This window comes from Nocardioides sp. NBC_00163, from assembly GCF_045206295.1.
In the GTDB taxonomy this organism is placed as follows: Bacteria; Actinomycetota; Actinomycetes; order Propionibacteriales; family Nocardioidaceae; genus Nocardioides.
Genome location: NZ_CP108155.1, coordinates 3,488,136 through 3,504,550 on the forward strand (window position 1 = coordinate 3,488,136; position 16,415 = coordinate 3,504,550).

The window sequence follows — 16,415 nt, forward strand, 5'->3', positions numbered from 1 at the left end:
AGCCACTGTGCGCTTGCGGCGTACGAAATTCACTGCCGTTTCCGCCGGCTGTGGATAACTTCAGCCCGAAGGACGCCTGTGGACAGTAAGTGGCCCGAACTCGTTCGGCAGAACTACCGATTCGCCCGCCACAACTACCGATTCGGCGGTGGGTCAGTACTGGCCCTTGAGCGCCCGGGGGATCTCCTTGCCCTGGGCGATGGCCTTCTCGGGGGCCTTGACCTTCTTCACCTTGAGTACGCCGATGAAGCCGAGCAGGGCGGCGAGGAGGACGTAGAAGCCGAAGACGATGAGGAAGGACCAGTGCAGGCCGAGGCCGGCCCAGTGGATGAAGTAGGCCGCCGAGAAGGAGAGCATGATCACGGCGAGGACCAGCAGGAACGCGGTGGTGGCGAAGAGACCGACGCCGACGCCGGCGTTGGTCATCGAGACCTTGAGCTCCTGTTTGGCGAGCGTGATCTCCTTGTTGACGAGCTCGGAGATGTCGCGGGTGGCGTCGACGACGAGCTTTCCGATCGTCGGGTCCTCGTCGCCCGGGGACTTCACGATGTCGACTGCCATGGGAACCCTTCGCTGAACGTGTGTTGGGGAGCGCTCACGACCTTACCGGTCCCGACCCTGATCATCCTCGAACACGTCCGGCACGCCGTCCTTGTTGGCGTCGAGAGTCTCGACCTGCTCGATGCGGCGGTAGACCCGGTTGCGGGCACGCAGCACCACCGTCGCCAAGGCGGCGGCCAGGACGGACCCGAAGAGCACGCCCACCTTCATGTGGTCATGGGCGCCGGGATCGGAGTGGAAAGCCAGCTCGCCGATCAGCAGCGACACGGTGAACCCGATGCCCGCCAGCATCGCCATCCCGATCACGTCCCACCAGGCGAGGTCGTCGTCGAGCGAGGCCTTGGTGAACCGGGCCAGCAGCCACGTCGAGCCGGAGATACCGATGGTCTTGCCGACGACCAGGCCGAGGATGATGCCGAGCGTGATCGGGTCGCGCATCGCGCTGGTCACCCCGTCCCAGCCACCGAGAGACACGCCGGCGGCGAAGAAGGCGAAGATCGGCACCGCGACACCGGCGGAGATCGGTCGGACCAGGTGCTCGAAGTGCTCGGCGAGCCCGCGCTTGGCCTCCGGGTTGCGGGCGATCACAGGGACGGTGAATCCGAGCAGCACGCCGGCGACGGTGGCGTGGACACCGCTGGAGTGGACGAGGGCCCAGGCGATCAGGGCGAGCGGGAGGAGCAGCCAGGGGCTGCGTACGCGACGCTGCACGAGCACCGCGAAGAGCCCGATCGGGATGAGTGCCAGCAGCAGGTAGCCGATGTGCAGCTCCGAGGTGAAGAAGACCGCGATGATGGTGATGCCGAGGAGGTCGTCGACGACGGCGAGGGTCAGCAGGAACGTACGCAGCCCCGCAGGCAGATGCGTCGAGATGACCGCCAGGATGGCGACCGCGAAGGCGATGTCGGTGGCCACCGGTGTCGCCCAGCCGGCCAGCGAGCCGTCGCCGATCAGGTTGACGGCGACGTAGACCAGCGCCGGTACGACCATGCCGCCGACCGCGGCCGCGATCGGCAGCGCGGCCCGCCGGGGGTCGCGGAGGTCGCCGGAGACGAACTCCCGCTTGAGCTCCAGACCGGCGACGAAGAAGAAGATCGCGAGCAGGCCGTCGGCCGCCCAGGCCCCGATGGTCAGATCGAGATGAAGAGCCTCCGGCCCGACCCGGAAGTCGCGGACCGCCTCGTACGCCTCCTGCCAGGGGCTGTTGGCCAGGATGACCGCGATGATCGCGGCGATGATGAGGAGTACGCCGCCGGTCGTCTCGGCTCGCAGGATCTCGGCCGTCCGCGAGGTCTCCAGCCAGGAGCCGCGGGTGAAGAGGCGGTTGCGGGTGTCGGTCACGGATGGGCCTCCAGGGGCTCAGGGGTCGACGATGTCACGCCGACCAGACTTCCCGGCACACCTGATCTCGACCCTAGCAAGCACCGTTGTCAGGGACAGGAGGGTGCTCAACTTGGGGCCACTTTCGACCGAAGGGCGAGCGCAAAGGGAGTCAAACACAAGCAAATTTATAAAACAGAGAGTGAGTTGCTGCACAAATGCCCCGACAGGCACCGGATTCCATTGCATAGTGGATGAGCCCTCACCGAATGGTGGGGCCGCTCCGGTCGCGCCGAGGCCCGTCACAACCGGAGGAGAGTCGATCCGACCACGGTGGCGGGCACGGGGGAGCCAAGCAGTACGCCGGGAGCCAGAGACAAGGCGGACCGGCTCGGGGTGAAGGCGCAGACGAGACCAGCGCCCGGGCAACAGCAGCCCGAATCCGACAGGTGAACCTTCGCAGGCGTCGCTGCAACAGGGGAACCTCGAATGACCGGATCGTGTGTCCGTGCGCTTTCGCGTGTCTACAGAACGATGACCGTCGGCCTCGCGACCGCCCTTGTGGTCGGTCTCGCGCTCGCCGCCGCTCCCAACCAGTCCGCCACGGCAGCTTCCCCGCCGGGCGCAAGTGCCCAGACCAGCGCCAACACCAGCGCTCAGACGAGCACCCACACCACCAAGAAAAAGAAGAAGTCGCGCGGGCTGCGAGCGCTGCGTCGCGTCAAGAGCCAGGCCGGCGACCCCTACTCCTACGGCGCCAACGGCCCCCACGCCTACGACTGCTCGGGCTTGACCCAATGGGTCTACAAGAAGCTCGGCCGCAAGCTGCCGCACAGCTCGTCGGCCCAGGTCGGCCACACCTTCAAGGTCAAGAAGCCACGCAAGGGCGACCTGGTCTTCTTCTACGGCAGCGGCGGCGTCTATCACGTCGGCATCTACGCCGGGAAGCGCGACGGTCGCCGCTGGGTCTGGCATGCGCCCGGGTCGGGTGAGGCCGTCACGAAGGACCCGATCTGGACCGACAGCCACTTCATCCGCCGGGTGAAGTACAAGAAGCACTAGAACGTACGCAGCGGCCCGGCCGCCCCGCGAAGGGTGACCGGGCCGCTGTGGGACCCGCCCGTGATCACTCGTCCGTGGCGGTCGTCTTCCCGGCGGCGATCAGATCCATGATCGTCTGATCGGCAAGCGTCGTCGTATCGCCGACGCCGCGACCCTCGGCGAGGTCGCGGAGCAGTCGGCGCATGATCTTCCCCGAGCGCGTCTTGGGCAGCTCGGGCACGATCATGATCTGGCGCGGCTTGGCGATCGGACCGATCTCCTTGCGGACGTGGTCGGAGAGCTCCTTGTGGCAGTCCTCCGGCGACCCGTCGCGCAGGATGACGTACGCCACCACGGCCTGCCCCGTGTCGGGGTCGGTCGCACCGACGACCGCCGCCTCGGCGACGTAGGGGTGCGAGACCAGCGCCGACTCGATCTCGGTCGTGGAGAGGCGGTGTCCGGACACGTTCATCACGTCGTCGACGCGGCCCAGGACCCAGACGTCCCCGTCCTCGTCCTTCTTCGCGCCGTCGCCGGCGAAGTAGAACCCTTGATCCTTGAACCGCGCCCAGTAGGTGTCGATGTAGCGCTGGTCGTCGCCCCAGATCGTACGCAGCATCGACGGCCACGGCTGGGTCAGCACGAGGTAGCCCCCGGCACCGTTCGGGACGGAGACGCCGTTGTCGTCGACCACGTCGGCGCCCACGCCCGGCAGGGCCTTCATCGCCGAACCCGGCTTGCCGTGGGTCACCCCGGGGAGCGGCGAGATCATGATCGCGCCGGTCTCGGTCTGCCACCAGGTGTCCACCACCGGCACCGAGGAGCCACCGATGACGTCGCGGTACCAGATGTAGGCCTCGGGGTTGATCGGCTCACCAACGGACCCGAGCAGGCGGACCGAGGAGAGGTCGCGGCCGTCCGGGATGGCGCGCCCCTGCTTCATGAACGTCCGGATCGCGGTCGGCGCGGTGTAGAAGATCGTGACGCCGTACTCCTCGATGATCTGCCACCAGCGACCCTTCTCCGGGAAGTCCGGGGTGCCTTCGTAGAGCACCTGGGTCGCGCCGTTGGCGAGCGGTCCGTAGACGATGTAGGAGTGTCCGGTGATCCAGCCGATGTCGGCGGTGCACCAGTAGACGTCGGTCTCGGGCTTGAGGTCGAAGACCTCCCAGTGCGTGAACGCCGCCTGGGTGAGGTAGCCGCCGGTGGTGTGCAGGATGCCCTTCGGCTTCCCCGTGGTGCCCGAGGTGTACATGACGAAGAGCGGGTGCTCGGCGTCGTGCGCCACCGGAGTGTGCTCGGTCGACGCCGACGACACGACATCCGACCACCACTTGTCGACCGAGTCGTTCCAGTCGACGTCCTGGCCGGTGCGCTTGACCACGAGTACGTTCTCGACCAGGCCGGGCTGGGTCGCCTCGACCTTGGTGACCGCCTCGTCCACGGCGGGCTTGAGCGCCGAGGGTGCGCCACGACGGTAGCCGCCGTCCGAGGTGACGATCAGCTTCGCGCCGCAGTCGACGACGCGGGTCGCGAGAGCGTCGGCCGAGAAGCCACCGAAGATGACGGTGTGGATCGCGCCGATCCGCGCGCAGGCCAGCATCGCGATGACGGCCTCGGGGATCATCGGCATGTAGATCGCCACCCGGTCGCCCTTGCCGACCCCGAGCGCCTCGAAGGCGTTCGCGGCCCGGGAGACCGCGTCCTTGAGCTCGGCATAGGTGATGGTGCGTTTGTCGTCGGCAGGCTCGCCGACCCAGTGGATCGCGACCCGGTCGCCGAGCCCGGCCTCGACGTGGCGGTCGACGGCGTTGTAGGCGACGTTGATCTCGCCACCCTCGTACCACTTCGCGAACGGCGGGTTGTCCCAGTTCAGGACGCGATCGAACGGCTTGGACCAGGTGAGCCGTTCCGCGGCGGCCGCCCAGAACGCGTCGCGGTCCGCGGCAGCGGCGTCGTACGCATCGGCCTTGACGTTGGCAGCGGCGGCAAGCTCGGCCGGGGGCTCGAACCGGCGCTTCTCGTGCAGCAGGTTGGACAGGGTCTCGTCGCTCACAGTGACTCCTACGTACGAAAATGTGTGGCTCAAGCCACAGGGTAGTGCGGGGGAAAGAATGATGGCGGGCCGTCGTACAACACCTGTGTACGACGGCCCGCCGTGATGGATCAGTGCGTGATGGCCTTCTCCGAGCCGGCGCCGGTGAGGGCGCGCACCTCGAGCTCGACGTAACGCTCAGCGGTCTCCGGCTCCTTCGACGTCACCGTGCCCAGCCAGCCCAGGAAGAACCCGAGCGGGATGGAGATGATGCCGGGGTTCTCCAGGGGGAACCAGGAGAAGTCCACGCCGAGCGGGAAGAGCGAGGCGGAGATCGTCTCGCCCGTCACCGCGTCTACGGCCGTCTTGCCGGAGACGACCGGCGAGAAGAAGACCAGACCGACACAGGAGATCAGGCCGCCGTAGATCGACCACACCGCACCACGGGTGTTGAACCGCGCCCAGAACATGTTGTAGATGATCGCCGGCAGGTTCGCCGAGGCGGCGACCGCGAAGGCCAGTGCCACCAGGAACGCGATGTTCAGCGACTGCGCTGGGATGGCCAGCAGGATCGCGACGAGGCCGATGCCTGCCGCGGCCCAGCGAGAGACCTTCATCTCCTCCTTCTCGGTGGCCTTGCCACGCTTGATCACCGAGTTGTAGATGTCGTGGGCGACGGAGACCGAGGAGGTCAACGTCAGACCCGCGACCACGGCGAGGATCGTGGCGAAGGCGACCGCTGCGATGAGCGCCAGCAGTACGGCGCCACCGATGGAGCCTTCACCGCCACCGACCTCCTGGGCGAGCAGTGGTGCCGCCAGGTTGCCGGCCTTGTCCAGGGTTGTCGGGTCGACCAGCGCGGCCGCACCGAAGCCCAGGACCAGGGTGAACAGGTAGAAGACACCGATCAGGCCGATCGCCCACAGCACCGACTTGCGGGCATCCGCCGAGGTCGGGACGGTGTAGAAGCGGATCAGGATGTGCGGCAGGCCGGCGGTGCCGAGCACCAGGGCGAGCCCGAGCGAGACGAAGTCCAGCTCGCTGGTGAAGCTCAGGCCGTACTTCAGTCCGGGCTGGAGGAAGGCGTCGCCCTTGCCCGAGGCGTCGGCGGCGGAGCCGAGCAGCTCGGAGAGGTTGAAGCCGAACTGGGCGAGCACCAGGATCACGATCAGCGCCGAGCCGGTCATCAGCAGCACGGCCTTGACGATCTGGACCCAGGTGGTGCCCTTCATCCCCCCGACAGTGACGTAGAAGATCATCAGCGCGCCGACGAACAGGATCACGATGTTCTTGACGACCTGGTCCTCGACACCGAGCAGCAGGGCCACCAGGGCGCCCGCACCGACCATCTGGGCCAGCAGGTAGAAGATCGAGACGACGACCGTGGAGGTCGCCGCGGCCAGGCGGACCGGGCGCTGCTTCATCCGGTACGCCAACTGGTCGGCCATCGTGTAGCGACCGGAGTTACGCAGCACCTCCGCGACCAGCAGCAGCGCCACCAGCCAGGCGACGAGGAAGCCGATCGAGTAGAGGAACCCGTCGTAGCCGGACAGGGCGATGGCGCCGGAGATGCCGAGGAACGACGCCGCCGACATGTAGTCGCCGCCGATGGCGAGACCGTTCTGGAAACCGGAGAAGCCGCGGCCCCCGGCGTAGTAGTCGGCCGCTGTCTTCGTCTGCCGGCTCGCCCAGAAGGTGATACCGATCGTGACCGCGACGACCGCGAGGAAGAGGACCGTGGTGAGGATCTGGCTGCCGTCCATATCAGGCGTCCCTCTTCTCGATCTCGTATTCCTCGTCGAGCTTCCGAGCCAGCGGGTCGAGGTGCTTGTTGGAGTAGTTGGCGTAGAGGTAGGCGATGCCGAACGTGGTCGCGAACTGGAGGAGCCCGAAGACCAGCGCGACGTTGATGTTGCCGACGAGCTTGGTGTTCATGAAGTCCTCTGCCCAGTTGGAGCAGAACACGTAGAGGAGATACCAAGCCAGGAATGCCACCGTGGCCGGGAATACGAACTTCCGGTACGCCGACCGCAGAGCGCGAAACTCTGCCGTGGCGTGCAGTCTGTCGTAGACCGGGTCGTGCCGGTGGGCTTGGTCGTGCGCTTCTTCGCTCACGGTCTAACCCTTTCGTTGACGAGGCCGTCAACCGTGGGGGTGGATGACGGACGACGTGTGATCGCAGTCACATTAGGGGCCCGTCGGACCGCTCGTCGCGGGGTAACGCCCGGTCCCTCGGTAGACGGCGTCGTCGCGCGACGAGCGGTCGATTTCGTACGCTGAATGGCTGGTCTAGCCGCGGCGTCCGCCGCCACCTGACGTGCCGCCGCCGTGCTGGGTGCCGCCGCCGTCTGGCGGATGGACGCACCCCGGACACGGACTGCTGCTGTCGGCCAGATGGTGGGTCTGGCGGGCGAGGATCACGACCTCGGAAAGCTGCGGCGTCTCGCCCGGCATCGTGAGGCCGAGGCCGTACGCCGCGTTGAACGCCCACACGTCCACACCCGCGCGGATCGCCGCCCTCCGTGCCAGGTCGTAGGCGGCGTCGTAGAGGGCGGGCACGTCGACGGAGACCAGGCGGGCCATGTCCCGCACGGGACCTTCCTCGACCAGCCCGCCGAGATATGCCTTGAGGATGTGGACGACCTCGTTGCGTCCGACGTCGGGGATGTCGAGGGTGCTGGCGATGGCGGCCGCGGCGGCATCCGTGAACCGGTCGGTCCGTGCCTCCTGCTGCGACCGAGCCTGCTGCGCCTCGTCGAGCGCCGCGAACGCCTCGCTCACATCCGGATCACCGGGCAGCACCGTGACCGGCACCGGAAGCGGGTCCCCGAGGCGGAGGGTCGCCGCCTGGAACCGGCCGAGCTGAGGGGCGATGCCCAGGGCGATCTCCGGGACCGGCTGTCCCGGCTCGGCGGGCGCGGCCTCCTGGACCGCCACGACAACCGGCTTCAGCTCGGCGGTGACGCGACGGTTCGTGGTGACGTATTGGTGGATCTGCTCGTACGCCGCCTCTTCGCCCTCCGCGTGCTGAACGTGTCGCGTCTCGAGGGCGTACCGATCCTCGACCTGCCGCTTCCACGCTCCCTCGGAGACAGGCACCGCGGTGATGGTGAAGACCAGCGCGACCATCAGGCCGATGTTGATCCCGGCCAGCGTCCGCTTGCCCGTGTTGAGCATGCCGAGCACGGGCAGCCGGGTCTCGCCGAAGCGCTGCGGCCACCGCAGCACGAGGAAGGTGCTCAGGGCGAGAACGGTGTAGGCCGTCAGCCAGTACGCCCAGTGCACCCCGGTCAGCGCCTGCGTCCTCTCCAGCACGACCCGGATCGTCGTGACCTGGGTCGGGCTGAGCGAGAGGACACCGGCCAGCCACACCAGCACCAGCGACAGCAGCAGACCGAGCTGGATCGACCAGACGATGTCCGCCGCGGCACGCACCGTGACCCGTCGAGCCGTACGCATCGCCCGCCATCCGCACCAGGAGAGCCACCCGGCGATCGCGAAGAGCAGGGGCGCGACGTACGTCGCGGAGAGCAGGTTGCCGAAGACGAGCTGCTCGCCCACGAGGGTGGCGACGGCGACGCCACCGAGGTGCGGGACGGCCTGCGCGCCGAGGTGCGCCGACTCGCCGAACCGCCTGCGGGCCAGGAACACGGACCAGCCGCCGAAGCCCACGATCAGGCCGGCAGGGAGGAAGCGGTCGGGCCACCACCAGAGCAGGGCGGTGATGACCACGGTCCAGGCGACGACGGCGAGCGCGGCGCGGCCGAACCTCCGGTGTCGCCACCACCCGGCCACAGGCGCGACCGCGACCGTGTGGATCACCACGACCGCCACACCGATGAGCAGACCAAGAAGGAGCCCGGCGAAGGCGCCGGCCACGGCCGCGAGCACGGCCAGCGCCGCGTCTCCGAAGCCGTCGACCTCACGTCGGCCGGCCGCATGCCACGCGCCCAACAGGCCTCCGGCACAGGTCACGTACAGACCCAGATCAGCGCCGACATCCGCGCTCTCGCCCAACACCGGCTCCCGGATCAGATCAGCGCTGCATGGCGGACGTGGTGACGGGCTCGATCGTGGGCTCAGGGGAGTGCAGGCGGACCAGAAGCCGGGTGGTGTGGGCCGGGACGTGGGAGGCGGAGGCGAGGCTGACGACGATCATGACGGCGAAGGACAACGGCACCGCCCACAGCGCGGGCTGGGTGAGCGCGACGTCGGCCCACGTGCCCGTACGCGACCCACTGATCGTGAACACCACGGCCGACCCCGTGGTGACCAGGCCGGTGACCAGGCCGGTGGCGGCGCCGTAGGCGGTCAGCCGGCGCCACCAGATGCCGAGCAGGAGCAACGGGCAGAAGGTGGCGGCGGCGAGAGCGAAGGCCAACGCGACCCCGCGGGCGACCCCGACGCTGGGGGTCAGCAGGGCGCCGATGACCGGGACGATGACGGCGACCAGAGAGGCGATCCGGAAGGCGGCGACGCCGCCGAAGCGGCTGCCCCTTCGGCGTAGGAGGGGGACGACCACGTCCTGGGAGAGCACGCCGGAGACGGCGATCGCCAGGCCCGACGACGTCGAGAGGAAGGCCGCGAAGGCACCGGCGCAGACCAGTCCGGTGAGGGCGTCGCCCGCCCAGCCGGGGACCATCAGCCGGGGCAGTTCGAGCACCAGGGTGTCGGCGGAGGCGGGGGTGGCTGCGTATACGCGCCCGAGGAGGCCGAGGATCGGTGGCAGCAGGTAGAAGACGCCGAGGAGGGCGAGCACGACCAGGGTCGTGCGGCGGGCGGCGCGGCCGTCGGGGTTGGTGTAGAAGCGGACGCCCACGTGCGGCAGGCCCATCGTGCCGAGGAACGTCGCCGCGATCAGCGAGTAGGTGGCGTAGAGGCCGGTCGTGGTGTCGGTGCCGATAGGCAGCGACCAGGCCTGGCTGAGGTCGGCGCGCGGTGCGCCGTCGTTGGCCCAGACCGCGACCAGCACCCCGACGGGCACCAGCAGGGCGGTCAGCTTGAGCCAGTACTGGAAGGCCTGCACGAACGTGATCGAGCGCATCCCACCCGAGAAGACGCTGACCAGCACCACCGTCCCGACCAGCACCGGTCCCACCCAGCGAGGTGCGTCCGCGACCAGCTCCAGGGTCAGCCCGGCGCCCTGCAGCTGGGGCAGCAGATAGAGCCAGCCGATGCTCACGACCAGCAGCGAGCAGAGCCGCCGCACGCCTGTGGAGGCGAGCCGCTCCTCGGCGAAGTCGGGCAGTGTGTACGCCCCTGACCTGCGCAAAGGTGCCGCGACCAGGGTCAGCAGCACGAGATAGCCCGCGGTCCAGCCGATCGGATACCAGAGCATCTCGGCACCGGAGGTGAACACCAGACCGGCGACCCCGAGGAAGGAGGCGGCCGAGAGATACTCTCCGCCGATCGCGCTCGCGTTGAGGCCGGGGCGCACCGATCGCGAGGCGACGTAGAAGTCGCTCGTGGTGCGGCTGAACCGCAGCCCCCAGGTGCCGATGGTCAGCGTCGCCAGGGTGACCAGGGTGACCGCGACGATCGCGGGGGCAGAGTCGAGGGTCATGGCGTCTCGTCGTCCGAGCGGAGCAGGTCGGCATAGCTGGCCTCGTTGCGCTCAGCTCCGCGCAGGTACCAGCGGCCGAGGAGGAACAGGAACGGGTAGACCAGCACCCCGAGGAGCAGCCAGGGGAGCGGTACGCCGAACGGCGCGGTGCGCACCAGGCCCGGAGCCAGCCAGAACAGCAGCGGGAGCGAGCCGACGCCGAGGAAGAGCACCGCCAGGGTGCGGAGGGCGATCGAGAACTGGGCGCGCATCAGCGAGCCGAGGTAGACCTCGCCGAGGCGGGTGTCCTCGTCGACGTCGACCCGGCGGACGGCCGGGCGTCGCCGGGGCGGTCCGGTGACGCGTACGCGTTGGGGTTCTGTCATGTCAGCTTCGCCGGGCGAGCAGGTCCTTGAGCTGGCGCGTGTGCCGGCGGCTGACCTGCAGCTCGGTCCCGCGGGCGGAGCCACCGACGACGACCGAGCAGCGGCCGGCCTCGGACCGCACCTCGGTCACGTGGGCGAGGTTGACGAGGAGAGAGCGGTGGATGCGTACGAACCGGGCGGAGGCCCACTCCTGCTCCAGCTGGGTCAGCGGGACCCGCACCAGATGGGACGCGTCGGCGGTGTGCAGCCGGGCGTAGTCGCCCTGCGCCTCGACGTGGGTGATCTGGGAGCGCCAGACGAAGCGGGTGACGCCGCCGAGCTCGACCGGGATCTGTACGTCGCCGCTCGGCTCCTCCTCCGGCATGCTGCCCATCAGCCGGGTGACGGTCTCCGCCAGCCGCTCGGCGCGCACCGGCTTGAGCACGTAGTCGACGGCGCGCAGGTCGAACGCCTCCAGTGCGTGCTCCTCGTGAGCGGTCACGAACACGACCGCCGGCGGCGTCTTGAACCTCGCCAGCAGGCGGGCCAGCTCGAGCCCGTTGAGACCGGGCATCTGGATGTCGAGGAAGACCGCGTCCACGCCCGACCCCTGCAGCTGCTGCAGCCCGTCGGTCGCGTTCAGGCAGGTGCGCACCTCCGCCACCCGCGCGTCCTGGGTGAGCAGGTAGGAGAGCTCGTCGGCTGCCGGCGGCTCGTCGTCGACGACCAGGATTCTCAGCCGGCCTCCGGGGGCACCTTGCCGCGCGGCGAATGCCTGCGTCGTACGGCCGCTCATGTGTGCACTCCTGGGGCGAACTTCGGGATTCTGAGGATGACCTTCGTGCCGGCGCCGGGGGCGGTCTCGACCACCAGACCGTAGTCGTCGCCGTAGGCGTTGCGGAGCCGGGCGTCGACGTTGCCGAGCCCTACGGAGTCGGCGCCGCCGGCCAGCGCGTTGCGTACCTTCTCCGGGTCTTCGCCGGCACCGTCGTCCTCGACCTCGATCACGCACTCGGTGCCGCTGTCGGCGGCCCGGATGGAGATGTGGCCGGTATGCGCGTCGGCGAGCCCGTGGCGTACGGCATTCTCGACCAGCGGCTGCAGGCACAGGAACGGCACCGCGATCGGCAGCACCTCGGGCGCCACCGAGAGCCTCACCGAGAGCCGCTCGCCGAACCGCGCCTGCTCCAGCAGGAGATAGCGCTCCACGGAGCGGAGCTCCTCGGACAGCGTGGTGTATTCGCCATGGGTCCGGAAGGAGTAGCGGGTGAAGTCCGCGAACTCCAGGAGCAGCTCGCGCGCGCGCTCCGGATCGGTGCGTACGAAGCTGGCGATCGCCCCCAGCGAGTTGTAGATGAAGTGGGGGCTGATCTGAGCGCGCAGTGCGCGCACCTCCGCCTCCATCAGGCGCCGCCGCGACGCGTCGAGCTCGGCCAGCTCCAGCTGACCGGAGACCCAGGTCGCGACCTCGTCGGTGGCGCGGACCATCATCGCCGAGGTGTCCGGGGCGTACGCCTGCAGCGTGCCGACGAGGTGATCGTCGACGACCAGCGGGCTGACCACGGCGGAGTGCAGCGGGCAGCCGGCCTGGCCGCACTCGAGGTCGACCCGGTCGTAGAACCTTGTCGCGCCGTGCTCCAGCGTCCCCTCGGCCAGCTTGGTCACGTGCTCCTGGTGGTGGGTGCCGATGCCTTCCCAGGCGAGCAGGCCGTCGGTGTCGGTGATCGCGAGCGCCGGGGCGGCCAGGAGCGCCTGCAGGTGTGGGGCAGCGCGCTCGGCGCTGTCGACGGTCAGGCCGCCACGCAGCGCAGGGCTCGCCAGCGATGCGTTGTGGAGGGTGCGGAAGGTCGCCCGATCGGCTTCTGTGCCCAGGTGGGTGCGCCTCCAGCGCCGCATCCGCTCTCCTCTCGCCGCTCACCGATAATTGTGACGGCGCCCACGCTATCTGTCACCCGGGCCACCGCAGGGGCGCGAGGTAGGTTTGCGGCATGCGATTGAGTCGAGTGATCCCGGGTCTGCTGGCTGTCGGCGTAGCGGGCGCGGGCGCCGCCTTCGTGGTCGGCATGCGCAACAAGTCGCCGTGGCTGCAGGACCGCATCCGCGCCTTCTCGAAGCGGTTCGCTTCCGAGGCCCTGAAGACCGCCGGGATGGAAGGTGCCACCAACGGCGTCGTCCTCCACGTCGGCCGCGCGAGCGGACGGGAGTACGCCACCCCGGTCACGCCGTTCCCGACCCCCGACGGCTTCGTCATCAACCTGCCCTACACCTCGAAGGTCGACTGGGCCCAGAACGTCCTGGCCGCCAACTCGGCCACGATCGTCTACGACGGCGTCGACCACCGGGTCACCGACCCGCGCGTCGTCCCGTACGCCGAGGTCGCGCCGCTGCTCCCGAAGGCCGCCGGCGTCTTCCGGGCCGTCTTCGACGTCCAGGAGTTCCTCCGCGTCACCAACGTGGACTGAGGTCGTCGTCGGGTTGGCGGGACTCGAACCCGCGATCGCCTGGACCCAACCCAGGAGGGATAGCCGCTTCCCCACAACCCGTTTCGTGTCTTCACGGGCGCGGTCGCTGCTGCATGCCGACCACGTTAGACAGGCCATGACTCCGAACGCACACGATTTATCGATTTATCGGCTGTAGGTTGCGACGCGTGGGATACGAGCTGAGGGACCGGTTGGTCGTCGGGATCGCCTCGAGCGCGCTCTTCGACCTCACCGAGTCGGATGCGTACTTCCGCGAGCACGGCGAGAAGGCTTACCGCCGCTACCAGGACGAGCGCATCGACGACCCGCTCCGGCCAGGTGTCGCCTTCCCGTTCATCAAGCGGCTGCTGAGCCTCAACGACCTGGCGGCCGACGCCGACGACGGGCTCGTCGAGGTGATCGTGGTCTCGCGCAACGACCCCAACACCGGTCTGCGGGTGATGCGCTCGATCGAGCACCACGGCCTGCCGATGACCCGCGCGGTCTTCACCCAGGGTCGCTCGCCCCACCCCTACATCGGCGCGCTCGGGATGTCGCTGTTCCTCAGTGGCAACCGCGAGGACGTCATCGCGGCCAGCCGCGAGGGGTTCCCGGCCGGTCACGTGCTGCCGTCGGCGGCGACGTACGACGAGGCCGACCGCTCCGTGGTCGTCGCCTTCGACTTCGACGGTGTGCTCGCCGACGACGGCAGCGAGCGGGTCTTCCGCGAGGAGGGGATCGAGATATATCGGGCCTACGAGGCCAGCCGGAAGGCCGAGCCGCTCGAGCCCGGGCCGCTGCAGCCGCTGCTGCGCGACCTCAACCGGATCCAGCAGATCGAGGAGCAGCGCCGTCTGGAGGATCCGGGCTACGAGCCACGGCTGCGGATCGCGCTCGTCACCGCCCGCGGCGCCCCCGCCCACGAGCGGGCGATCCGGTCTCTGCAGTCGTGGGACGTCTACGTCAACGAGGCCTTCTTCCTCGGTGGCGTGGAGAAGGTGCGGGTGCTCGAGGTGCTCCGTCCGCTGATCTTCTTCGACGACCAGACGACCCATCTGGACGAGGCGGTCGGGTCGATCGCCGGAGTCCACATCCCCTACGGCGTGGCCAACGCCGACGATGTTCCCGCTGGTCAATAGCGCTTTACAGTTCATCCACAGGAGGTTCTCATCTGGTGGATAGGCCCTCGCATATGTCACCCTGGGCGGAGTTGTACAGATTCTGTTCACTTGAGAAGTGCGAGGAGTTCACTCGATGACTTCGGCTATGTGTGCCAAGTGCACCGAAGACGAGGAGATCCGGGTTCTCTCGCGTTCGGCGGGGGGCCGCCGGCGGCTGATGTGCTGCAGGTGCGGGTACGCGTGGGAGAGCGGGCGCTCCGGCCCCGCCCGGAGGACCGGCCTGAACGGCCTGTTCGGAGCGGCCTGAGGCGCCGTCGGCGTACGTTTCACGCCACTGTCGCCTGAGGTTCATCTCGCGCGGGCGCGCAGGTGTTGCGGAGTGGCTTGGGTAGAGGGCTGAGACCTGTCTCGGGATCCCCTACCAAGCTCCGAGGAGTACCAACCCATGTCCGCAACTCGACGCTCCCTGCTCACCGGAGGAGCCGCGGCCGGGGTCGGCCTGGCCGTCGCCGGTGCCGTTCCCGCTCTTGCCGAGGCGAAGCCGGCGCGGCCCGGCACCCCTGGACGCAAGCGCGCCCGCGAGCCGTTCCCGCCGCTGGTGGACGACCCCAAGGGGATCCTCGCGCTGGCCGAGGGGTTCGCGTACGCCATCGTCACCTCCGCCGGCGAGACGACCCTGAAGACGGGTGAGAAGACGCCGTCCAACCACGACGGGATGATGGTGCTCGGCGGCAGGCGTGGGCGCTACACGTTGATCCAGAACCACGAGATCGAGCCCGGTGAGGGCGTGCCGGTTCCGCTCGTCGAGGGCACCGTCTACGACCCGGGCGCACCGTCGGGCGGCTGCACCGTGATCACCACCGACGGGGGCGGTGCCAATTTCGGTGAGTTCGTCGCGATCTCCGGCACGTCCACCAACTGCGCCGGCGGTCCGACGCCGTGGGGGACCTGGCTGACCTGCGAGGAGACCGTCAACGACGCCGGTGAGGAGTGGGAGGGCGAGGACGGCACCAAGGGCGTCTACGAGAAGGACCACGGCTACGTCTTCGAGGTCTGGGCCGACGGCTCGGCCGACCCGCGCCCGATCAAGGCCTTCGGTCGCTACGACCACGAGGCCCTCGCGATCGACAAGAGCCGCACGAAGGTCTACCTCTCCGAGGACGCCGACGAGCCGAACGGGCTCTTCTACCGCTGGACCGCCCCGGCCGGGGTGAGGCTCGGCCCGGGCGTGCTCACCGAGCTGGCCGACGACGCCGGCACGCTCGCCGCGATGCAGATCATCCTTCCCGACGGCTCGGTGCTGCCCGACGTGGCCTATCTGACCTCCGCGCAGATGGGTCAGCCCTTCCCGGTGAAGTGGAAGACCGTGCCCGAGCGCGACGCCCAGGAGACGCCGTGCCGCGAGCAGTTCGCCGACGGCGAGGTCACCCGCGGGCGCAAGTTCGAGGGCGTGTGGGGCACCGACGAGGGCGTCTACGTGGTCAACTCCTACGCGTGGGAGGAGGGCGACATGCCCGCCGACGCGTCCCCGCACGACGGCATGGTCTGGTTCTACGACTACAAGGCCGAGACCATCCAGCTGGTGACGTACTTCCCGCACCAGACGCAGTCCGAGGACGATGCCCCGGCGCCGAAGTACAGCGACCTCACCTTCGACGGCCCCGACAACGTCACCGTCACCCCCTGGGGTTCGCTGGTGCTCGCCGAGGACGGCACCGGCGCCTCGCACGTGCTCGGCGCGTTCCCGGGTGGCCCGGCGTACGCCATCGCCCGCAACGATCTGAACGACTCCGAGTTCTGTGGGCCGTGCTTCTCGCCCGACGGCAAGGTCCTCTTCGTCAACATGCAGGACCCCGGCTACACCCTGGCCATCACCGGCCCGTGGGAGCGCTACCTCGGTTGAGGATCGGCGGCTCGAGAGATGAGACGTACGTGGCGGGCGGCTCGGGCCGCCCGCCACGTACCGCC

14 protein-coding genes and 1 tRNA gene are annotated in these 16,415 nt (G+C 69.0%); 4 read left to right on the plus strand and 11 right to left on the minus strand.

What is annotated here, in order from left to right; translation table 11 throughout:
- Positions 1-153 precede the first annotated feature (153 nt).
- Positions 154-561 carry a phage holin family protein gene (locus tag OG801_RS16770; RefSeq protein WP_406029898.1) on the minus strand — a complete coding sequence of 136 codons (408 nt, stop codon included), beginning with the start codon at positions 559-561 and terminating at the stop codon, positions 154-156.
- Between the two features lie 42 nt (positions 562-603).
- Positions 604-1,902 carry a Na+/H+ antiporter NhaA gene (gene nhaA, locus OG801_RS16775; protein WP_406029900.1) on the minus strand — a complete coding sequence of 433 codons (1,299 nt, stop codon included), beginning with the start codon at positions 1,900-1,902 and terminating at the stop codon, positions 604-606.
- A 513-nt stretch (positions 1,903-2,415) separates the two neighbouring features.
- On the opposite strand from nhaA, the gene OG801_RS16780 reads away from it, so the two are divergent.
- A complete protein-coding gene (locus OG801_RS16780; RefSeq protein WP_406029902.1) occupies positions 2,416-2,943 on the plus strand; it encodes a C40 family peptidase in 528 nt (175 codons plus the stop codon).
- 64 nt (positions 2,944-3,007) lie between these two features.
- Here OG801_RS16780 and acs read toward each other — a convergent pair whose 3' ends face one another.
- From acs to OG801_RS16820, 8 genes are all read right to left on the minus strand, one after another.
- Positions 3,008-4,978 carry an acetate--CoA ligase gene (gene acs / locus OG801_RS16785; RefSeq protein ID WP_406029904.1) on the minus strand — a complete coding sequence of 657 codons (1,971 nt, stop codon included), beginning with the start codon at positions 4,976-4,978 and terminating at the stop codon, positions 3,008-3,010.
- Between the two features lie 110 nt (positions 4,979-5,088).
- Positions 5,089-6,720, minus strand: coding sequence for a cation acetate symporter (locus OG801_RS16790; protein ID WP_355021137.1), 1,632 nt, complete (start codon positions 6,718-6,720; stop codon positions 5,089-5,091).
- Position 6,721: 1 nt separating this feature from the next.
- The gene (locus OG801_RS16795; RefSeq protein WP_355021136.1) at positions 6,722-7,072 is read right to left on the minus strand and encodes a DUF485 domain-containing protein; all 351 of its coding nucleotides are present in this window, start codon (positions 7,070-7,072) and stop codon (positions 6,722-6,724) included.
- Positions 7,073-7,246: 174 nt separating this feature from the next.
- Positions 7,247-8,974 (minus strand): hypothetical protein, encoded by a 1,728-nt coding sequence (locus OG801_RS16800; RefSeq protein ID WP_406029906.1) that lies wholly within the window; start codon positions 8,972-8,974, stop codon positions 7,247-7,249.
- Between the two features lie 19 nt (positions 8,975-8,993).
- Complete coding sequence (locus OG801_RS16805) at positions 8,994-10,520, minus strand: cation acetate symporter (protein WP_406029908.1); 1,527 nt, start codon at positions 10,518-10,520, stop codon at positions 8,994-8,996.
- Entirely contained in the window at positions 10,517-10,885 is a 369-nt protein-coding gene (locus tag OG801_RS16810) for a hypothetical protein (RefSeq protein WP_355021134.1), read from the minus strand. The genes OG801_RS16805 and OG801_RS16810 overlap by 4 nt, the downstream gene beginning before the upstream one ends.
- A gap of 1 nt (position 10,886) precedes the next feature.
- Positions 10,887-11,660 carry a LytTR family DNA-binding domain-containing protein gene (locus OG801_RS16815; protein WP_355229787.1) on the minus strand — a complete coding sequence of 258 codons (774 nt, stop codon included), beginning with the start codon at positions 11,658-11,660 and terminating at the stop codon, positions 10,887-10,889.
- Positions 11,657-12,760 (minus strand): sensor histidine kinase, encoded by a 1,104-nt coding sequence (locus tag OG801_RS16820; RefSeq protein ID WP_406029910.1) that lies wholly within the window; start codon positions 12,758-12,760, stop codon positions 11,657-11,659. The genes OG801_RS16815 and OG801_RS16820 overlap by 4 nt, the downstream gene beginning before the upstream one ends.
- A gap of 92 nt (positions 12,761-12,852) precedes the next feature.
- Between OG801_RS16820 and OG801_RS16825 the strand changes: the two genes are divergently transcribed.
- Positions 12,853-13,326, plus strand: a complete 474-nt coding sequence (locus tag OG801_RS16825) for a hypothetical protein (RefSeq protein WP_406029912.1) — start codon at positions 12,853-12,855, stop codon at positions 13,324-13,326.
- A gap of 8 nt (positions 13,327-13,334) precedes the next feature.
- On the opposite strand, the gene OG801_RS16830 is transcribed toward OG801_RS16825, so the two are convergent.
- Positions 13,335-13,407 (minus strand) — tRNA-Pro (locus OG801_RS16830).
- A gap of 107 nt (positions 13,408-13,514) precedes the next feature.
- Here OG801_RS16830 and OG801_RS16835 point away from each other — a divergent pair.
- Complete coding sequence (locus OG801_RS16835) at positions 13,515-14,465, plus strand: 5'-nucleotidase (protein ID WP_406029914.1); 951 nt, start codon at positions 13,515-13,517, stop codon at positions 14,463-14,465.
- A gap of 427 nt (positions 14,466-14,892) precedes the next feature.
- Complete coding sequence (locus tag OG801_RS16840; RefSeq protein ID WP_406029916.1) at positions 14,893-16,350, plus strand: alkaline phosphatase PhoX; 1,458 nt, start codon at positions 14,893-14,895, stop codon at positions 16,348-16,350.
- Positions 16,351-16,415: the final 65 nt, after the last annotated feature.